This window comes from Streptomyces saintjeani (genome assembly GCF_055409605.1).
The window spans coordinates 9555595-9569768 of sequence record NZ_CP189624.1 but is presented as its reverse complement, the minus strand read 5'-3'; the positions used below and the strand labels follow the sequence as shown (position 1 = coordinate 9569768).

Genomic DNA, 14174 nt, shown 5'->3' with positions numbered 1-14174 from the left:
ATGTTCTACTGATCGGCTACTGACGGAGAACTGATACGGTTTTTCCTGGTTAATCTGCCTTCTGTGGGCACACTTTTCCGTGGTAGCTTCAAAAAGCCCTAACCGTAGGTCTGCCCCTTTTTGTCATTCCTGCTGGAGTTCTGATGAACGAGTGGTTTCCGTCGGCGGACGCCCGCCCGGACGCCGAGGCCCAGCTTTTCCTCCTTCCGCACGCCGGCGGTTCCCCGCTCGGCTACCTGTCCTGGAGCGCCGGTCTGCCCCGCGGGCTGGAGCTGCGCGCGGTGCAGTTGCCCGGACGGCCCGGGCAGAGCGGCAAGGCGCCCCGTTCGGCGCTCGGTCCGCTGGTCGAGGAGTTGTGCGACGCGGTCGAGGCGGAGCTGGACGGCCGGCCGTACCTGTTCTTCGGGCACAGTCTCGGCGCGCTGCTGGCCTACCGGCTGACGGTGGCACTCGCCGAGCGGGGCGCGGCTCCACCGACGCTCCTGGCCGTGTCCGGCTGGGCGCCCGAACTGCCCGACGCCATCGGACTGTCCCTGGTGCACCGGATGCCGGACGCCGAACTGCTCGCCACGGTGGACCGGTTGGGGCTGGTGCCCGCCGCGACGCCACGCGAACGGGCGCTGCTCGAGGCCGCCGTACCGTCCCTGCGGGCGGACTTCTCGCTGGTCGCGGGGTACGAGGACGACGGTGCGCGTACGCCGTGCCCGATCGCCGCGTACACCGGGGCGGCCGACCCTCTGGTGCCGCCCGGGGCCATGCACGCGTGGTCCGGCCGGACCGCGTCGTTCCTCGGTGTGCGGGAGTTCCCGGGCGGCCATTTCTACCTGTTCGAGCACGCCATGGCGATCCAGCTCGATCTGGACCGCCATATCCGACGGCAGTCGGCCGGCCCCGCGCCCGCCGACTGGTCGAGTCCACTTCCGCTGGAGGGTTCATGCAGCCGGCACTGACCGGACCGCCTCCCCCACCCACCGGTCCGACTGACCCGGATGCCCGGCACCTGCGCGACTGTCTGGGCCGGTTCGGCACCGGGGTGAGCACGGTGACCTACGCCGAGGGCAAGGGTTCCCGCGGCATCACCATCAGTTCGTTCACCTCCGTGTCCCTCGCCCCCTCCCTGGTGCTGGTGAGCGTCGGCCGCCGGGCCCGGGCCTGCGCGGGACTGCGCGGCGCGCCGTTCGTGGTCAATGTCCTCGCCGCCGACCAGGCGCCGCTCGCGCTGCACTTCGCCGGCCGGCCGCAGTCCGGGTTGCCCGTCCCGTGGGTGGACCAAGGCGGCGTACCCCGGCTCGACGGCACGGTGGCCTGGCTGCTGTGCCGGCCGTGGCGCGCCTACGACGGCGGCGATCACGTCCTGTTCGTCGGCGAGGTACAGGACTTCGCCTCCACCTCCGGCGACCCGCTTCTCTTCCAGGACGGCTCCTTCCGCCGCCCGGGCCCGCGGATCGCCGTACCGCCCACCCCTGGAGACCGCTTGAAAGAGCCGGCCTGAAAGTCGCCCGTACCCCTCACCACCTCTCCGAAGAAGGAGACCGCACATCATGAACGTGGTACTCGTCACCGGCTGCAGCAGCGGCATCGGCTTGGCGACCAGCATCGAGTTCGCCCGGCGCGGGGCAGTCGTCTACGCGACCATGCGAGATCTGTCCAAAAGCGAGAAACTGCGCAAGACCGCCGACGCCGAGGGCCTGCCGCTGCGGCTGCTGCCGCTGGACGTCACCTCCGACGCCTCTGTGGAGTCGGCGGTGCGCACGGTCCTCCAGGAGCAGGGCCGCGTCGACATTCTCGTCAACAACGCGGGCGTCGGCGACGCGGGGCCGGTCGAGACGATCCCGATGGAACGCGCGCGAGCGGTCTACGAGACCAACGTGTGGGGGCCTGTCCGGCTCGCCCGGGCGGTGCTTCCGTCCATGCGACAGCGCCGCTGCGGTGTCATCGTCAACGTCGGCTCCATCGCGGGCCGGCTGCCCGGAATGCCGCACAGCGGTTTCTACGGATCGAGCAAGCACGCCCTGTCTCTGCTCACCGAGGCGCTCAGCTGGGAAGTCGCCCCCTTCGGCGTCAGGGCGCTGATCGTGGAGCCGGAGTTCTTCGCCACCGAGATCTTCAACCACGGCGTGATCGGCTCCACCGCCGAGGGTCCTTACAGCGCCGATCACGAGTGGGCCAACAACTACGTCGTACGCGGCAGCGCCGAGGCGAACCGCGATCCGGCGGACGCCGCCGAGGCTGTCGTCACGGCCGCACTCGATCCCGAATCCCCCGTGCACGTCCTCGTCGGACCCACGGCTGCGACGTTCACCGAGGCCGCGGCGGCCGTCGGCAGCTTCGAGAACTGGGTGACGGCCGCCACGCAGATGATCGAGACCGTCTGCGGCCCCCGCCCCACCGCACCCGCACCCCGTACCTGACACCCGAACCCCGGAGATGACGGCGATGGCACGTCTGCCCTATCCCGATCCCGATTCCCTGCCCGCCGAGGCCCGCAAGGCGCTGGCCCGGCTCGCCTCCCCGCTCAACATCATGGCGATGGTGTCGCACGCGCACACTCTGATAGAGCCGGTACTCGATCTCGCCGAGGCGCTCTTCACCCGGCTCGACCTGCCACCGGAGGTGGCCGAACTGTCCATCCTCCAAGTGGCCCTGGACACCGGCGCCGAGTACGAGTGGGTGCAGCACGAGCCCCTCGCGCTGCGCGCCGGCGTCTCCCCCGCGCAACTGGCCGCGCTGCGCGCCGGGGACACGACCGGGTTCGACACCCGTCAGCGCGCCGCGGTCCGAGTGGCGCAGTGGGTGTGCCGGGGGGAGGACGTGCCCGACTCCGAAGTGGCGGAACTACGGCAGGTGCTGACGCCCCGGCAGCTGCTGGAACTGTTCCTGCTGACCGGCTCCTATCTCCAGCTCGCCAGGATCATCACGGTGTTGGAGATCGACATCGACCCGGCCGACGGCCGGCTGATGAACGTCCAGGCCGACGCGAGCGTCTGACACCCCCACGGCTCTGCCCCCGGCACCGAGAAGGTGCCGGGGGCAGAGCCGTGGTACGTCACTTGGCGGCGTCGGCCCCGGCGAGGAGCCGCCTGCGTACCTCGCGGCGCAGGATCTTGCCCGAGGGGTTGCGCGGCAGGTCCTCCACCAGGTGGTAGCGCACGGGGACCTTGTAGTCGGCGATCCGACCGCGTAGATACGTCATCAGCTCGCGTGGCCGTACGCGGGCGCCGGGCCGGGTCAGGACGCAGGCGTGCACCTCGTCCCCCCACTCCGGGTGCGGTACGCCGACCACGGCGACGTCGGCGACGGCCGGGTGCTCGCTGAGCTGCTTCTCGATCTCGGCCGGGTAGATGTTCTGGCCGCCCACGATGATGGTGTCGTTGATCCGGTCGCACAGGAACAGATAGCCGTCCTCGTCGAGGTAGCCCGCGTCGCCCATGCGCAGCCAGCCGTCGACCAGCGTCCGGGCCGTGGCCTCGGGCAGGTTCCAGTACCCGAGCATGCGGGCCGGGGTGCGGACGCAGACCTCGCCGATCCGGCCGGGCGGCAGGCTGCGGCCGTCGCCGTCGACGATCCTCACCTCGTTGCCGGGACAGGGCAGTCCGGCGGCCTTGAGCAGCGGGCTGCCGGGCCGGTGGGCGGAGAACGGGAGGGCGACCGCGATGCTCCCGGCCTCGGTGCTGGAGTAGATCTGTACCAGCGCACAGCTCAGTTTCTCCAGGCAGCGCAGCAGCAGGCCCTCGGAGATGGGCGCGGCGCCGTAGGCGACGATGCGCAGCGAGGCGAGGGTGGCGCCGGCGCGGTCCGCCTCGGCCAGCATCATCTGGAGCATGGCCGGCGCCACAAAGGTGGTGGTGACCCGGTGTTCCTCGATCAGGTGTACCGCCTCGGCCGGGTCGAAGGCGCGCATCAGGACGTTGGTGGAGCCCGCGTTGAAGCCGTGCATGAACCACCCGATACCGGCGATGCCCAGGCCGGGCAGGGAGATCAGGCTCACGTCCTGCGGCAGCCAGTCGATCCACTCCCCCGCCGTTTCCCGGGTCGCGGCGGGCAGTGTGAAGAACGAACGGTGGGCGAGGACCGCGCCCTTGGGCAGCCCGGTGGTGCCGCTGGTGTAGATCTGCACCACCGGGTCGTCGGGTCCGGTGCCGGGGTTCAGGTCGGTGTCGGGGGCGTCCGCGCACCAGGCGCGCAGGCCGGGCCCGCGGTCGGCGCCGCCGTCCCGCCCGGGCGCGTCCAACCGGACGATCCGGGGCGGGGCGTCGAGCCCGGTGACGGCACGTTCGGCCAGCGGGAGGAACTCCCCCTCGGTGAAGAGCAGGACGGCGCCGGAGTCGCGCAGGATGTGCCCGGCCTCCCGCTCGGTCAGACGCCAGTTGACCGGCACCATCACCGCGCCGGTCTTGGCGCAGGCCAGGATGGCGGCGTAGTAGTGCTCCGACTCCCTGGCCAGGTGGGCGACGCGGTCGCCGGGGCCGATGCCGGCGGCGCGCAGTGCGTGTGCGACGCGGTTGCTGTGCCGGTGCAGTTCCTCGTACGTCGTCACCCGGCCCTCGCAGACGACGGCGGGGTGGGTGGGCCGCTCCCGGGCGAGGGCCGCGCTGCTCGCCGTCAGTGTCCAGGGCACGGCGGGTCGGTCGTCGGGGGTGTGGCTCACGGTGTCCCTCCGGGTGCTGCGGTGGTCGCGGGCTCCTCGCCGGCGGTCAGCTGGGTGTCCAGGAACGCGGCCAGCCGCTGCGGTGAGGGGTGGTCCAGGGCGAGGGAGGCGGGCAGCGCGAGGCCGAACTCCTTCTCCAGGCCGGACCTGAGGTCGAGCGCCATCAGCGAGTCCAGGCCCAGGGAGCCGAACTCGGTGTCCGGGTCCACCTCGTCGTCGGGTTCGAGACGCAGGACCGCGGCGAGCCGGGCGTGTACCGCGCGGGAGATCACCGGGAGCCGTTCCGCCCGGGGCAGCGCGGCCAGGGCGGCGGGATCGGAGGCGGTGTCCCGGGCGCCGTCGGCAGCGTCGGAGTCCTGGTCCTGACGCTCGTAGAGGGCGTCGACGACGGGAGTGTTCCCGGTCAGGCGCGGCCAGTCGAAATGGCCGACGACCGGCACCGTCAGCGGGCCGTTCCACAGGGTGTCCAGAGTGCGCAGGGCACGGCCGGGCGAGAAGAACAGCACGCCGCTGCGCTCCAGTTCGCGGGTCAGGCCTTCGCCGAGCCGGGCGGTCATGCCGATCCTGGACCAGGCGCCCCAGGAGACCGCGAGGCCGGGCAGCCCCTGCCGGACCCGCCATTCCACGAGCCCGTCGAGGAAGGCGTTGGCCGCCGCGTAGGCCGCGGAGTTGCGGGTGGGTCCGCCGACGACGGACGCGATGGAGGTGTGGGCGAGGAAGAACTCCACCTCGGGGCAGGCGTCGGCCAGTTGGTGCAGCAGCCAGCCGCCGTAGACCTTGGCGGCGAACTGCTCGTCGATCGCCTCCCAGGTCAGCCCGGAGACGAGGGACTCCCCCGGGACGCCGCTCGCGTGCACTACGCCGCCGACGGGGTACGGGAGTTCACGCAAGGCTACGGTCAACTGCTCGACGTCGCCGGTGTCGGCGAGGTCGGCGGTCAGTACCCTCACCTCGGCGTGGGCGCGCAGGTCGGCCAGGACGTCGGCGGTCTCCGGCGCGGGCCGGCCGCTGCGACTGACCAGCACCAGGTGCCGGGCGCCGCGGGCGGCCAGCCGGCGCGCGGTGACCAGGCCGAGGCTGCCGAGTCCGCCGGTGACCAGGTAGGTGCGGTCGGGGCGGACCCGCAGGGGCGTGGAGCTTGCGCCTTCGGCGTCGACGCGGACCGGTACGGGCGTTCCGTCCGGGGTCCGCTCCACGGCACGCAGCGCCTCGTCGAGTTCGTCGAGACCGTACGGGGGCTGCCCGCCGGCTCCGAGCGGCGCCGCGTGGCCGGACACCGCGCCGTCCGGCACCGTCACCGTCCGGCGCAGGGTGCCGGCACCTGTGACGGTGACCACGTCACCGACGGTGTACGCCGAGCCCGGACCGCGGGCGACGACGGTGCCGGTGCAGCCCGTGCCCAGCGTTCGGGATCCCCCGTCGGCGAGCAGGTCGTCCGGGCCCAGGAAGGCCGTGTGGACGCGGACCCGCACCTCGCGGGGGCCGGGGACGCGGTCCTCGGCGGGGACGAGGGCGGGCGGCCGGTCGTCCTGTTCGGCGACGGCCGCGAAGCCACCGGGCCAGGCGGGGGTGGTGGCCCCGGACAGCACCCGGCGGACGTACCGCTGTCCGTCGCGGTACGCGACCTGGTATTCGTCCCGTGCGGCGGTGCGGACCTCGGCGAGCAGCGCCGCCGGGCCGGTGCCGTCGGCCGGCACGTCGACCAGGGTGGTGCGCAGCCGGGGGTCCTCGTAGAGCAGGACGTGCGCGAAGCCCCACAGGGTGGTGGCGGCGAGCCGTTCGCCGGTGCCGGGCCGGTCGCCCGGGAGCCACTGGGCGCGTTCGGTGACCAGCCACAGCCGGGGCGTCTGCCGGCCCTCGCGGGTGCGGAGCACGGCAAGGGTGTCCAGCAGGTCCTGGTAGTTGAGGCGGCACTCGGCGCGCAGGGCGGCGGCACCGGGCTCGTCCGGGCAGGGGCGCCAGAACCAGCACACGTCGGTCAGGGTGGGGTCGGTCAGGGCGTCGGCGCCGTACGAGAGGCGGATGCCGTCCGGCGCCGTGGCGAACTCCTCCGGCGTGCGGTTGAGGACCAGGAGATGGCGCGGGCGGCTGTCGGCGGCGTCGGCCGTGCGGCGCAGCCAGCTCGTGCGGTGCAGGAAGGGGCTGCGCTCCCCGGGCGGTGCGGGGTCGGCGAGTTCGACGCCGAGCAGTTCGGCGACCGGGCCGTGTTCGTCGGCGAGCAGCAGGTCGGCTCGGCGGCGATCGGGGGCGTCCGGGGCCGGGACGACGGTGGCGGTCAGCCGCAGCCGCGTTCCCCGGGGCTTCTTGAACAGCCGTATCCGGGCGAACCGTTCGGGCAGGAACACCGGGCCGTCCGGGTCGAGCACGGTGAGGGCGGCCAGCGCGCACTCCACCGCCTCGACCGGCAGATGCTCGATGGGAACGGGGTCCCTCAGGACCAGTTCACCGGTGAGTGTGCCGTCGTCGTGCCGGACCAGCCGGTCGACGATCCGGTACGCCTCGCCGAAACGACGGCCCGCCGCCGCCAGGTCGGTGGACATGTCCACCGCGTCCGTCTCCTCCACGGGAGTGCCGGGGTCGAGGGCCAGGGGTGCGGGGCCGGCGTCCGGCGCGGTGAGCGCCAGCACGGCGGTGGCGTGCCGGACCTCGGCGTCGTGCGGGCCGCTCACCACCTCGACGTCCGCACCCCCGTCGGGGCGGGGCCGCAGCCGGGTGCGCAGCTCCGTGACGGTTTCCTCGGCGAGCGGCAGCGGCTGGAGCAGGGCCAGGTCGAGGAGCGGGCCCCGGGGGTGTCCGTACACGGCGTCGGAGAGGGCGAGGAGCAGTTCGATGTACGCGGCGGCGGGCAGCCGCTGCTCACCGGCGGCCTGGTGGCCGGCCAGGACGGCCGGCAGGCCGGCGGCGACCTCGGTGCGGAACTCCCTCGCTCCGTCGGCGCCGACGGGCAGCTCGTGGCCGAGCAGCGGGTGGTGGAAGGCCGTGGTTTCGGCGGTGCCCGCACGCCTGCCGCCGGTGGGCAGCCAGTGGCGCTTGCGATCGAAGGCGTACCCGGGGAGAACCTCTTTCGGGTGGCGGCGCCCGATGTGGAAGCCGGTCCAGGAGACGGGCAGCCCGGCGGTGTAGTAGTCGGACAGCGCCCTGAGGGTGGCGGTGCCGGTGGCGTCGCGGCGGCTCATGCTGGGCAGCCAGCGGTGGTCGTCGACGGGCAGGCAGCGCTTGGCGAGGGCGGTCAGGGCGGCGGACGGGCCGATCTCGACGAGGGCGTGCCGGCCGCGCTTGCCGACGGCCCGGATGCCGTCGAGGAAACGTACGGGCTCGGCGATGTGCCGGACCCAGTAGTCGGGGTCGCCGAGTTCCGTGGCGGTGGCGGGCTTTCCGGTGAGGTTGGAGACGAGGGTGATGGACGGGCGGCGGAAGGTGATCCCGTCCAGGGCCTTGCGGAAGTCGTCCAGGATCTCGCCCATGAGCGGGGAGTGGAAGGCGTGCGAGACGGTGAGCGGCTCCACCCGGACACCTTGCTCCCGCAGTTGCTCCGAGACCTGCGCCACGGCCGTGACCGAGCCGGAGACCACGCACTGGTCAGGGGCGTTCACGGCGGCGAGGGCGGCGTCCGGACGCCCGGACAGCAGCGGTTCGACCAGTTCGGCGGGTGCGGAGACGGCGGCCATGGCGCCGGGCGTGCGGACCGACTCCATCAGCCGGGCCCGGGCGGCGACCAGCGTCACCGCGTCGTCCAGCGAGAAGACGCCGGCCACGGTCGCGGCCACCACCTCGCCGATGCTGTGGCCGAGCAGCACGTTGGGCTTGGCGCCCCAGGACAGCCAGAGCCGGGCGAGGGCGTACTCCAGGGAGAACAGGGCGGGCTGGGCGTAGCCGGTGCGGTCGATGAGGGCGAGGTCCTCGGCGGGGGCGGTGCCCAGGACGAGGTCGCGGACGGAGAGCCCCAGGTGGGGGGCGAAGCGGTGGTCGCACTCGTCCAGCCAGTGCCGGAACACGGGGAAGCGGCGGTACAGGTCGGCGCCCATGCCCGCGTACTGCGCGCCCTGACCGCTGAAGAGGAACGCCACCTTGCGGATGCCCGAGGAGCCCGGCTGCGTCTCACGGGCGAGGCCCTCCGCCAGCAGCCGGGTGAGCGAGGCCCGGTCGGAGACGGGCCCGGCGAGGCGGTGGGTCAGGTGCGCGCGGCCGGTGTTGGCGGTGTAGCACAGCCCGTCCAGGTCGACGTCGGCGTGCTCGTCGAGGTAGTCCCGGTAGCGCTCCAGCTGGCGGCGGAGGGCCGCGCCGCCCTTGGCGGAGAGGGTGAAGACGCGGGGCTGGTCGGCGGCGGGCTGCTGGGGCTCGTCGGAAACCTCCTCGGCCTGTTCCAGTACGGTCGCCGCGATCGTCCCGGCGAAGCCGAAGCTGTTGACGACGGCGCGGCGTACCGGCGCCTGCCACGGGCGGCACTCCGTCGGGATCTCGATCGGATAGGCGTCCCAGGGGATGCGCCCGGAGGGGGTGGTGAAGTTCAGGTGGGGGAAGACGGTGGCGGCGCGCAGCTGGAGCACCGTCTTGACGACGCCCACCAGGCCGGAGACCGGCTCCATGTGGCCCAGGTTGGTCTTCACCGAGCCGACCAGGACCGGGTCCTGTTTGGTGTGCGACTCGGCGAACACCTCGTTGATGGCGCTGAGTTCGATGGGGTCGCCCAGGGGGGTGCCGGTGCCGTGCGCCTCGACGTACTGGATGTCGCCGGGGGTGAGTCCGGCGGCGGACAGGGCGCGGCGCAGGACCGTCTCCTGGGCGGCTCCGTTGGGCACGGTCAGGCCGGCGCTGTCGCCGTCCTGACCGACGGCGGTGCCACGGACCAGTGCGAGGACGGTGTCGCCGTCCCGGCGGGCGTCGGAGAGCCGTTTGAGGACCAGGACGCCACAGCCCTCGGCGCGGGCGTAGCCGTCGGCGGACTCGTCGAAGGTCTTGCACTGGCCGTCCGGGGCCAGCATGCGGGCGTGACTGAACATCACCGACACCCGGGGGTGGTGCACCGCGTTCACTCCGGCGCAGAGCGCGATGTCGCACTCCCCGGCGCGCAGCCCGGTCACGGCGGAGTGCAGCGCGGTGAGCGACGAGGAGCAGGCGGTGTCGATGCTCATGCTGGGGCCGCGCCAGCCCAGGAAGTAGGAGAGCCGCCCCGACAGCGGGAACATGGTCATCCCGGCGGAGAGGTGGCCGTCGAGCTTCTCGTACGGCAGCGCCTCCACCTCGAAGGCGAAGTCGATGGAGCTGGCGCCCACGTAGACCCCGCCGTTGCCGTGGCGCAGGGGCGCCGGGTCGATACCGGCGTGCTCCAGGGCGTGCCAGGCGGTCTCCAGGAGCATGCGCTGCTGGGGGTCGATGAACTGGGCTTCCTTCGGGGAGATGTTGAAGAACGGGGCGTCGAACTGGTCGATGCGGTCGAGGAATCCGCCGTGCGTGGTGCGGATCCGCCCCGGTGCCTCCGGGTCGTCGGGGTCGGCGGCGTACGCGGCGACGTCCCAGCGGTCCTCGGGGATGGGTCGGATGCCCGAGCGGCCCGCCGCGAGGAACTCGCCGAACTCCTCGAACGAGTCACAACCGCCGGGGAACCTCAGTCCGACTCCGACGATGGCGATCGGCTCGGCGCCGGTCACGGTCCGCTGCCCGGCATCTGTCTCGTCCGGCACGTTCGGCCTGCCTCTCTCGGGGTCTCGGGGTCTCGGGTGTCGGGTGTCACTACCGCACGCGCTCGACGAGGTAGTCGACCAGTTGCTCGATCGTGGGCCGGTTGAAGAGTGCGGCGGTGTCGATCTGTAGGCCGAACCGCTCCTCCAGCAAGCGCCGGATGTCCATGAGGCGCAGCGAGGTCAGCCCCATCTCCAGGTAACTGCTCTCCAGGGGGAGGTCCTCGTCGTCGTCCATGAGCAGGGCTTCCCTGAACGTCTGGGCCACCAGCGCCTCGACGGTGTCGTACTGCTCCGACTCCGGCAGGGCGGCCAGGTTCACGGGCGTGGTGTCGTGGAAGGGGGCCATCGCCATACCTCTTCTTCGGCGGTTCCGGCGGTTCCGGTGTGTTCCCGGACGCGGGCGACTCGTTCCAGGTCCCCCGCATGGTCAACGCCCCGATGCAAACAAACCGGCCTGACAGTGCGCTGATCACGGGCTGACCCAGGACCCGCGACCCCGGCAGGGTCCGGATGCCGGGCTCCAGGACGCGGGTACGCCGGTCAGCGGGCGATCGGCGCGGTGTCAGTGGCCCGGCACAGAGTGGGGCGCGCCACTCCTGGCAGTCGGGATGGCCGTAGCCGAAGGAGGGCTCCTTGCGCGAGACGTACGAGGGATACGAGATCAGTCATGAGCGGATCTGCGAGGGCATCGAGCACGAGGCCGGGCTGCTCGCGCAGGCGCTGCGGCACGCCGATCCGGCGCGGCCGGTCGGCACCTGTCCCGGGTGGACGGTGAACCATCTGACGGCCCATCTGTTCCAGGCGTTCATCTGGGCGGCCGGCCTGGTGGAGACCCGGGCCGCCGAGTTCGTGCCCCCGCACGTGTTCGTGGCGGCGGCCGACGACGACCGGTGGGGGAAGCACACCGGCACCTGGGCCGAGTACGTGGACGAGCTGATCGGTGTGTCGATGGAGGAGGCCGCCTCGCTCGGCGGTGCCGAGGCCCGCGCGCGGTGGGTGCAGGGGGCCGCCGACAACCTCGTGGCCGCGCTGCGGCGTGCCGGGCCGGACGCCGACGTGTGGAGCTCCTTCGGGACGGGCGGCGCGCGGTTCTGGGCGAGTTGGGGTGCCCTCGAGACGGCGGTGCACCGGGCGGACACGGAACTGCTGCTCGGCCGCGCACCGGACGCCGTGCGCCTGTCCCCCGAACTCTCCCTGGACAGTGTGCGGTTCTGGCTGCGGGCGGTCACCGCGCCGGGAGCGGAGGCATTCTTCGGACCGGGTATCGGTGCGCTGGCCGGGGACGGCGAGTCGTTGCGCTTCCGGGCCACGGACGTGATGGGCGGGGCCTTCGCCGACTGGCTGGTCGTACGGACCCCCACGGGGCCGGTCCTGGCCGCGGACGACGGCCGGCGAGCGGGTGTGACGATCGCCGGCCGGGCCGGTGACCTGCTGTTGCTTCTCAAGCGGCGTGTCCCGCAGCGCGAGGCGGCGGTCGATGTCACCGGGGACGCGCGGCTGCTGGAGCACTGGCTGACGCACGTGATGGTGTGACGCCGCGTACGGCCGGCGGGCGGGGCACCTGACCGGAGTCCCGCCCGTCGGCCTGGCCACCGAGCACTGCCGTCAGGCGTGTATCAGTCACCGCTGGTCGGCTCCGCCGGGGATACCTGCTCGGTGACGCGGTCGATCACCCTGGGCACGGCCGCGCTCACCCCTGCGCTGCGCCATCCGCTGATCGGACGTCCGCGGCGGACGGCTGATCCTCGGTCTCGGTTCGGGTTTCCCCGTGCCGGAGACCGAGGAGGAGTTCGCCGCCGTGGACGCGTCCTTCGCCGGGCCAGCCGGCTGGACGAGATCACCGACGTACGGCGCACGGCCTGGGCCAGTGACGAGCCGGGCGCGCCGAGCGAGTTCACCGGGCGCCACTGGCAGGTGCGGAACCTGGACCGGCTGCCCAGGCCGCCCCGCCCGGCGGTACGCCGCTGTGGCTCGTCGGCCGCGTGATCTTCTACCGCCTCGGCGAACTCACCCTGCGGATCGGCCACATCACCGACCCGCCCACCGTCCAGATCACCTGCGGCGTCCAACTCCGTCTCCTCGACCTCCTCGACACCGGCATCGGACAAACCCGCCGGCCACAAACCTGAAACGGTGACCCGCGAAGTCCGGGTCCAGATCCCGACGGGGCCGGCCGGTCGGCGGCGCGGCCCGCGTCAGGGCGTCGTGTGCGGCACCCCGTCAGTGTCCGGTGGGGACGGCCGGGGCGGGAGGCTGTTCCAGGGGTTCGCGCCTGGCCCGCTGGATCTGTTCGTAGACCCGGGTCCGCAGTTCGGCGAAGCGCGGGCTGGAACGGGTGTGCAGCTGATCCCGTTCGTCGGGGAGGTCGATGCGCAGATCCTCCTTGACGACGGTCGGCGACTTGGACAGGACGATCGTCCGCTGGCCGAGGTAGACGGCCTCGTCGATGTCGTGGGTCACGAACAGGACGGTGACGCCGAGGTCTCGCCACAGCCGCCGGACGAGGTCCTCCAGGTCCGCGCGGGTCTGGGCGTCGACGGCGGCGAACGGCTCGTCCATCAGGAGCACTTCGGGTTCGTACGCGACCGCGCGGGCGATGGCGACGCGTTGCTGCATGCCGCCGGAGAGCTGCCAGGGATAGGCGGTGTGGACGTCCGCGAGTCCGACGACGTCCAGCGCGTGCTCGACCAACTGGGCCTGGCGTGCTTTGCCGAGCTTCTTGCGGCGCAGGGGCAGCGCGACGTTCTGGTGGACGGTCATCCACGCGAACAGGGAGCGGCCGTACTCCTGGAAGACGACGGCCATTCCGGGTGGTGGGCCGGTGATCGGCCGGCCCTGGAGGCGCACCTCGCCGCCGGTGGGGTCGAGCAGGCCGGACATGCACTTGAGCAGGGTGGTCTTGCCGCAGCCGGACGGCCCCACCAGGCAGACCAGTTCGCCCGCGTCGAGGGAGAAGGTGACGTCGCGCAGCGCTTCGACCGTGCGGCCGTGCCCGGTGTAGGTCTTCTGCAGATTCCGTATGTCGAGCAAGGACATGGGCACCTCCGGGGGAGCCTGTCGGTCAGGAGTCACGCTGGGCGCGGCGTGAGCCGTGGTACCAGGCCAGGGCCCGGTTCTCGGCGAACTGGAAGAGCTGGGACAGCAGGAAGCCGAGCAGTCCGAGCAGCAGGACGCCGCTCCACATCTCGGGGATGGCGAACGAGCGCTGGAACTGCACGATCGTGAAGCCCAGGCCGTTGCTGGCGGCGAACATCTCGCTGATGACCATCAGGATGATGCCGATGGAGAGCGCCTGCCGCATGCCGGTCAGGATCTGCGGGCTCGCTGAGCGCAGCACCAGGTGCCACAGCCGGGACCATCCGGAGATCGCGTAGGAGCGGCAGGTGTCGTCGAGCACGCTGTCGACGGCGCGGACGCCCTCGGCCGTGTTGAGCAGGATCGGCCAGAGGCAGCCGCTCGCCACCACGATGATCTTCATGGTGTCGCCGATGCCCGCGAACAGCATGATCACGGGGACGAGTACGGGCGGGGGGACGGCGCGGAAGAGTTCCAGGACCGGTTCCAGTACGTCGCGCAGGATCCGGCTGGTACCGACCGCGAGGCCCAGTGCGACGCCGGCGACCGCGGCGAGCAGGTATCCGGCGGTGAGCCGCAGCAGGCTGGGCAGCACGTCCGACCTGAGCCGGTCGGGGGTCCAGACCTCGGTGAACCTCTCCAGGATCGTGGCGAGCGGGGGCAGGTAGAAGTCGGTGCTGCCGGCGCTGGCGAACCACCACACCGCCAGCAGCACGGCCGGCAGGGTGACGGCGAGCAGGACACGGCGTACGGCGCTGCGGGCTGACATG

11 protein-coding genes are annotated in these 14174 nt (G+C 72.4%); 6 read left to right on the top strand and 5 right to left on the bottom strand.

The features are described 5' to 3' along the window. The first annotated feature begins 143 nt into the window (after positions 1 to 143). From ACQCO7_RS42865 to ACQCO7_RS42850, 4 genes are read left to right on the top strand one after another with little or no spacing between them, the layout of a single operon-like run. A complete protein-coding gene (locus ACQCO7_RS42865; protein ID WP_464076929.1) occupies positions 144 to 950 on the top strand; it encodes a thioesterase II family protein in 807 nt (268 codons plus the stop codon). Next, positions 935 to 1492 (top strand): flavin reductase family protein, encoded by a 558-nt coding sequence (locus ACQCO7_RS42860; RefSeq protein ID WP_464076928.1) that lies wholly within the window; start codon positions 935 to 937, stop codon positions 1490 to 1492. The genes ACQCO7_RS42865 and ACQCO7_RS42860 overlap by 16 nt, the downstream gene beginning before the upstream one ends. Before the next feature lie 49 nt (positions 1493 to 1541). Then, positions 1542 to 2411: an SDR family oxidoreductase gene (locus tag ACQCO7_RS42855; protein WP_464076927.1), complete on the top strand. Its 870-nt coding sequence runs from the start codon at positions 1542 to 1544 to the stop codon at positions 2409 to 2411. 25 nt (positions 2412 to 2436) lie between these two features. Further along, a complete protein-coding gene (locus ACQCO7_RS42850) occupies positions 2437 to 2988 on the top strand; it encodes a carboxymuconolactone decarboxylase family protein (RefSeq protein WP_464076926.1) in 552 nt (183 codons plus the stop codon). A 58-nt stretch (positions 2989 to 3046) separates the two neighbouring features. Here ACQCO7_RS42850 and ACQCO7_RS42845 read toward each other — a convergent pair whose 3' ends face one another. From ACQCO7_RS42845 to ACQCO7_RS42835, 3 genes are read right to left on the bottom strand one after another with little or no spacing between them, the layout of a single operon-like run. Beyond that, the gene (locus tag ACQCO7_RS42845; RefSeq protein ID WP_464076925.1) at positions 3047 to 4648 is read right to left on the bottom strand and encodes a long-chain-fatty-acid--CoA ligase; all 1602 of its coding nucleotides are present in this window, start codon (positions 4646 to 4648) and stop codon (positions 3047 to 3049) included. Then, entirely contained in the window at positions 4645 to 10329 is a 5685-nt protein-coding gene (locus ACQCO7_RS42840; protein ID WP_464076924.1) for a type I polyketide synthase, read from the bottom strand. Before ACQCO7_RS42840 ends, ACQCO7_RS42845 begins: the two co-directional genes overlap by 4 nt. Before the next feature lie 49 nt (positions 10330 to 10378). After that, on the bottom strand, positions 10379 to 10681 hold the full coding sequence (locus tag ACQCO7_RS42835) for an acyl carrier protein (RefSeq protein ID WP_464076923.1): 303 nt from the start codon (positions 10679 to 10681) through the stop codon (positions 10379 to 10381). A 281-nt stretch (positions 10682 to 10962) separates the two neighbouring features. On the opposite strand from ACQCO7_RS42835, the gene ACQCO7_RS42830 reads away from it, so the two are divergent. Both ACQCO7_RS42830 and ACQCO7_RS42825 read left to right on the top strand, forming a co-directional pair. Then, positions 10963 to 11862 carry a maleylpyruvate isomerase N-terminal domain-containing protein gene (locus tag ACQCO7_RS42830; protein WP_464076922.1) on the top strand — a complete coding sequence of 300 codons (900 nt, stop codon included), beginning with the start codon at positions 10963 to 10965 and terminating at the stop codon, positions 11860 to 11862. 449 nt (positions 11863 to 12311) lie between these two features. Then, positions 12312 to 12458: a hypothetical protein gene (locus ACQCO7_RS42825; RefSeq protein ID WP_464076921.1), complete on the top strand. Its 147-nt coding sequence runs from the start codon at positions 12312 to 12314 to the stop codon at positions 12456 to 12458. 91 nt (positions 12459 to 12549) lie between these two features. Here the strand turns inward: ACQCO7_RS42825 and ACQCO7_RS42820 are convergent, their stop codons facing one another. Together ACQCO7_RS42820 and ACQCO7_RS42815 are read right to left on the bottom strand one after the other, a co-directional pair. Beyond that, on the bottom strand, positions 12550 to 13365 hold the full coding sequence (locus tag ACQCO7_RS42820) for an ABC transporter ATP-binding protein (protein ID WP_464076920.1): 816 nt from the start codon (positions 13363 to 13365) through the stop codon (positions 12550 to 12552). A gap of 25 nt (positions 13366 to 13390) precedes the next feature. Continuing rightward, positions 13391 to 14173: an ABC transporter permease gene (locus tag ACQCO7_RS42815; protein ID WP_464076919.1), complete on the bottom strand. Its 783-nt coding sequence runs from the start codon at positions 14171 to 14173 to the stop codon at positions 13391 to 13393. Position 14174 lies beyond the last annotated feature (1 nt).

Excerpts from the sequence above, each read along its gene's own strand:
- ACQCO7_RS42865 (WP_464076929.1), top strand. The coding sequence starts at position 144 with ATGAACGAGTGGTTTCCGTCGGCGGACGCCCGCCCGGACGCCGAGGCC.
- ACQCO7_RS42860 (WP_464076928.1), top strand. The coding sequence starts at position 935 with ATGCAGCCGGCACTGACCGGACCGCCTCCCCCACCCACCGGTCCGACT.
- ACQCO7_RS42855 (WP_464076927.1), top strand. The coding sequence starts at position 1,542 with ATGAACGTGGTACTCGTCACCGGCTGCAGCAGCGGCATCGGCTTGGCG.
- ACQCO7_RS42850 (WP_464076926.1), top strand. The coding sequence starts at position 2,437 with ATGGCACGTCTGCCCTATCCCGATCCCGATTCCCTGCCCGCCGAGGCC.
- ACQCO7_RS42835 (WP_464076923.1), bottom strand. The coding sequence starts at position 10,681 with ATGGCGATGGCCCCCTTCCACGACACCACGCCCGTGAACCTGGCCGCC.
- ACQCO7_RS42820 (WP_464076920.1), bottom strand. The coding sequence starts at position 13,365 with ATGTCCTTGCTCGACATACGGAATCTGCAGAAGACCTACACCGGGCAC.
- ACQCO7_RS42815 (WP_464076919.1), bottom strand. The coding sequence starts at position 14,173 with ATGTCAGCCCGCAGCGCCGTACGCCGTGTCCTGCTCGCCGTCACCCTG.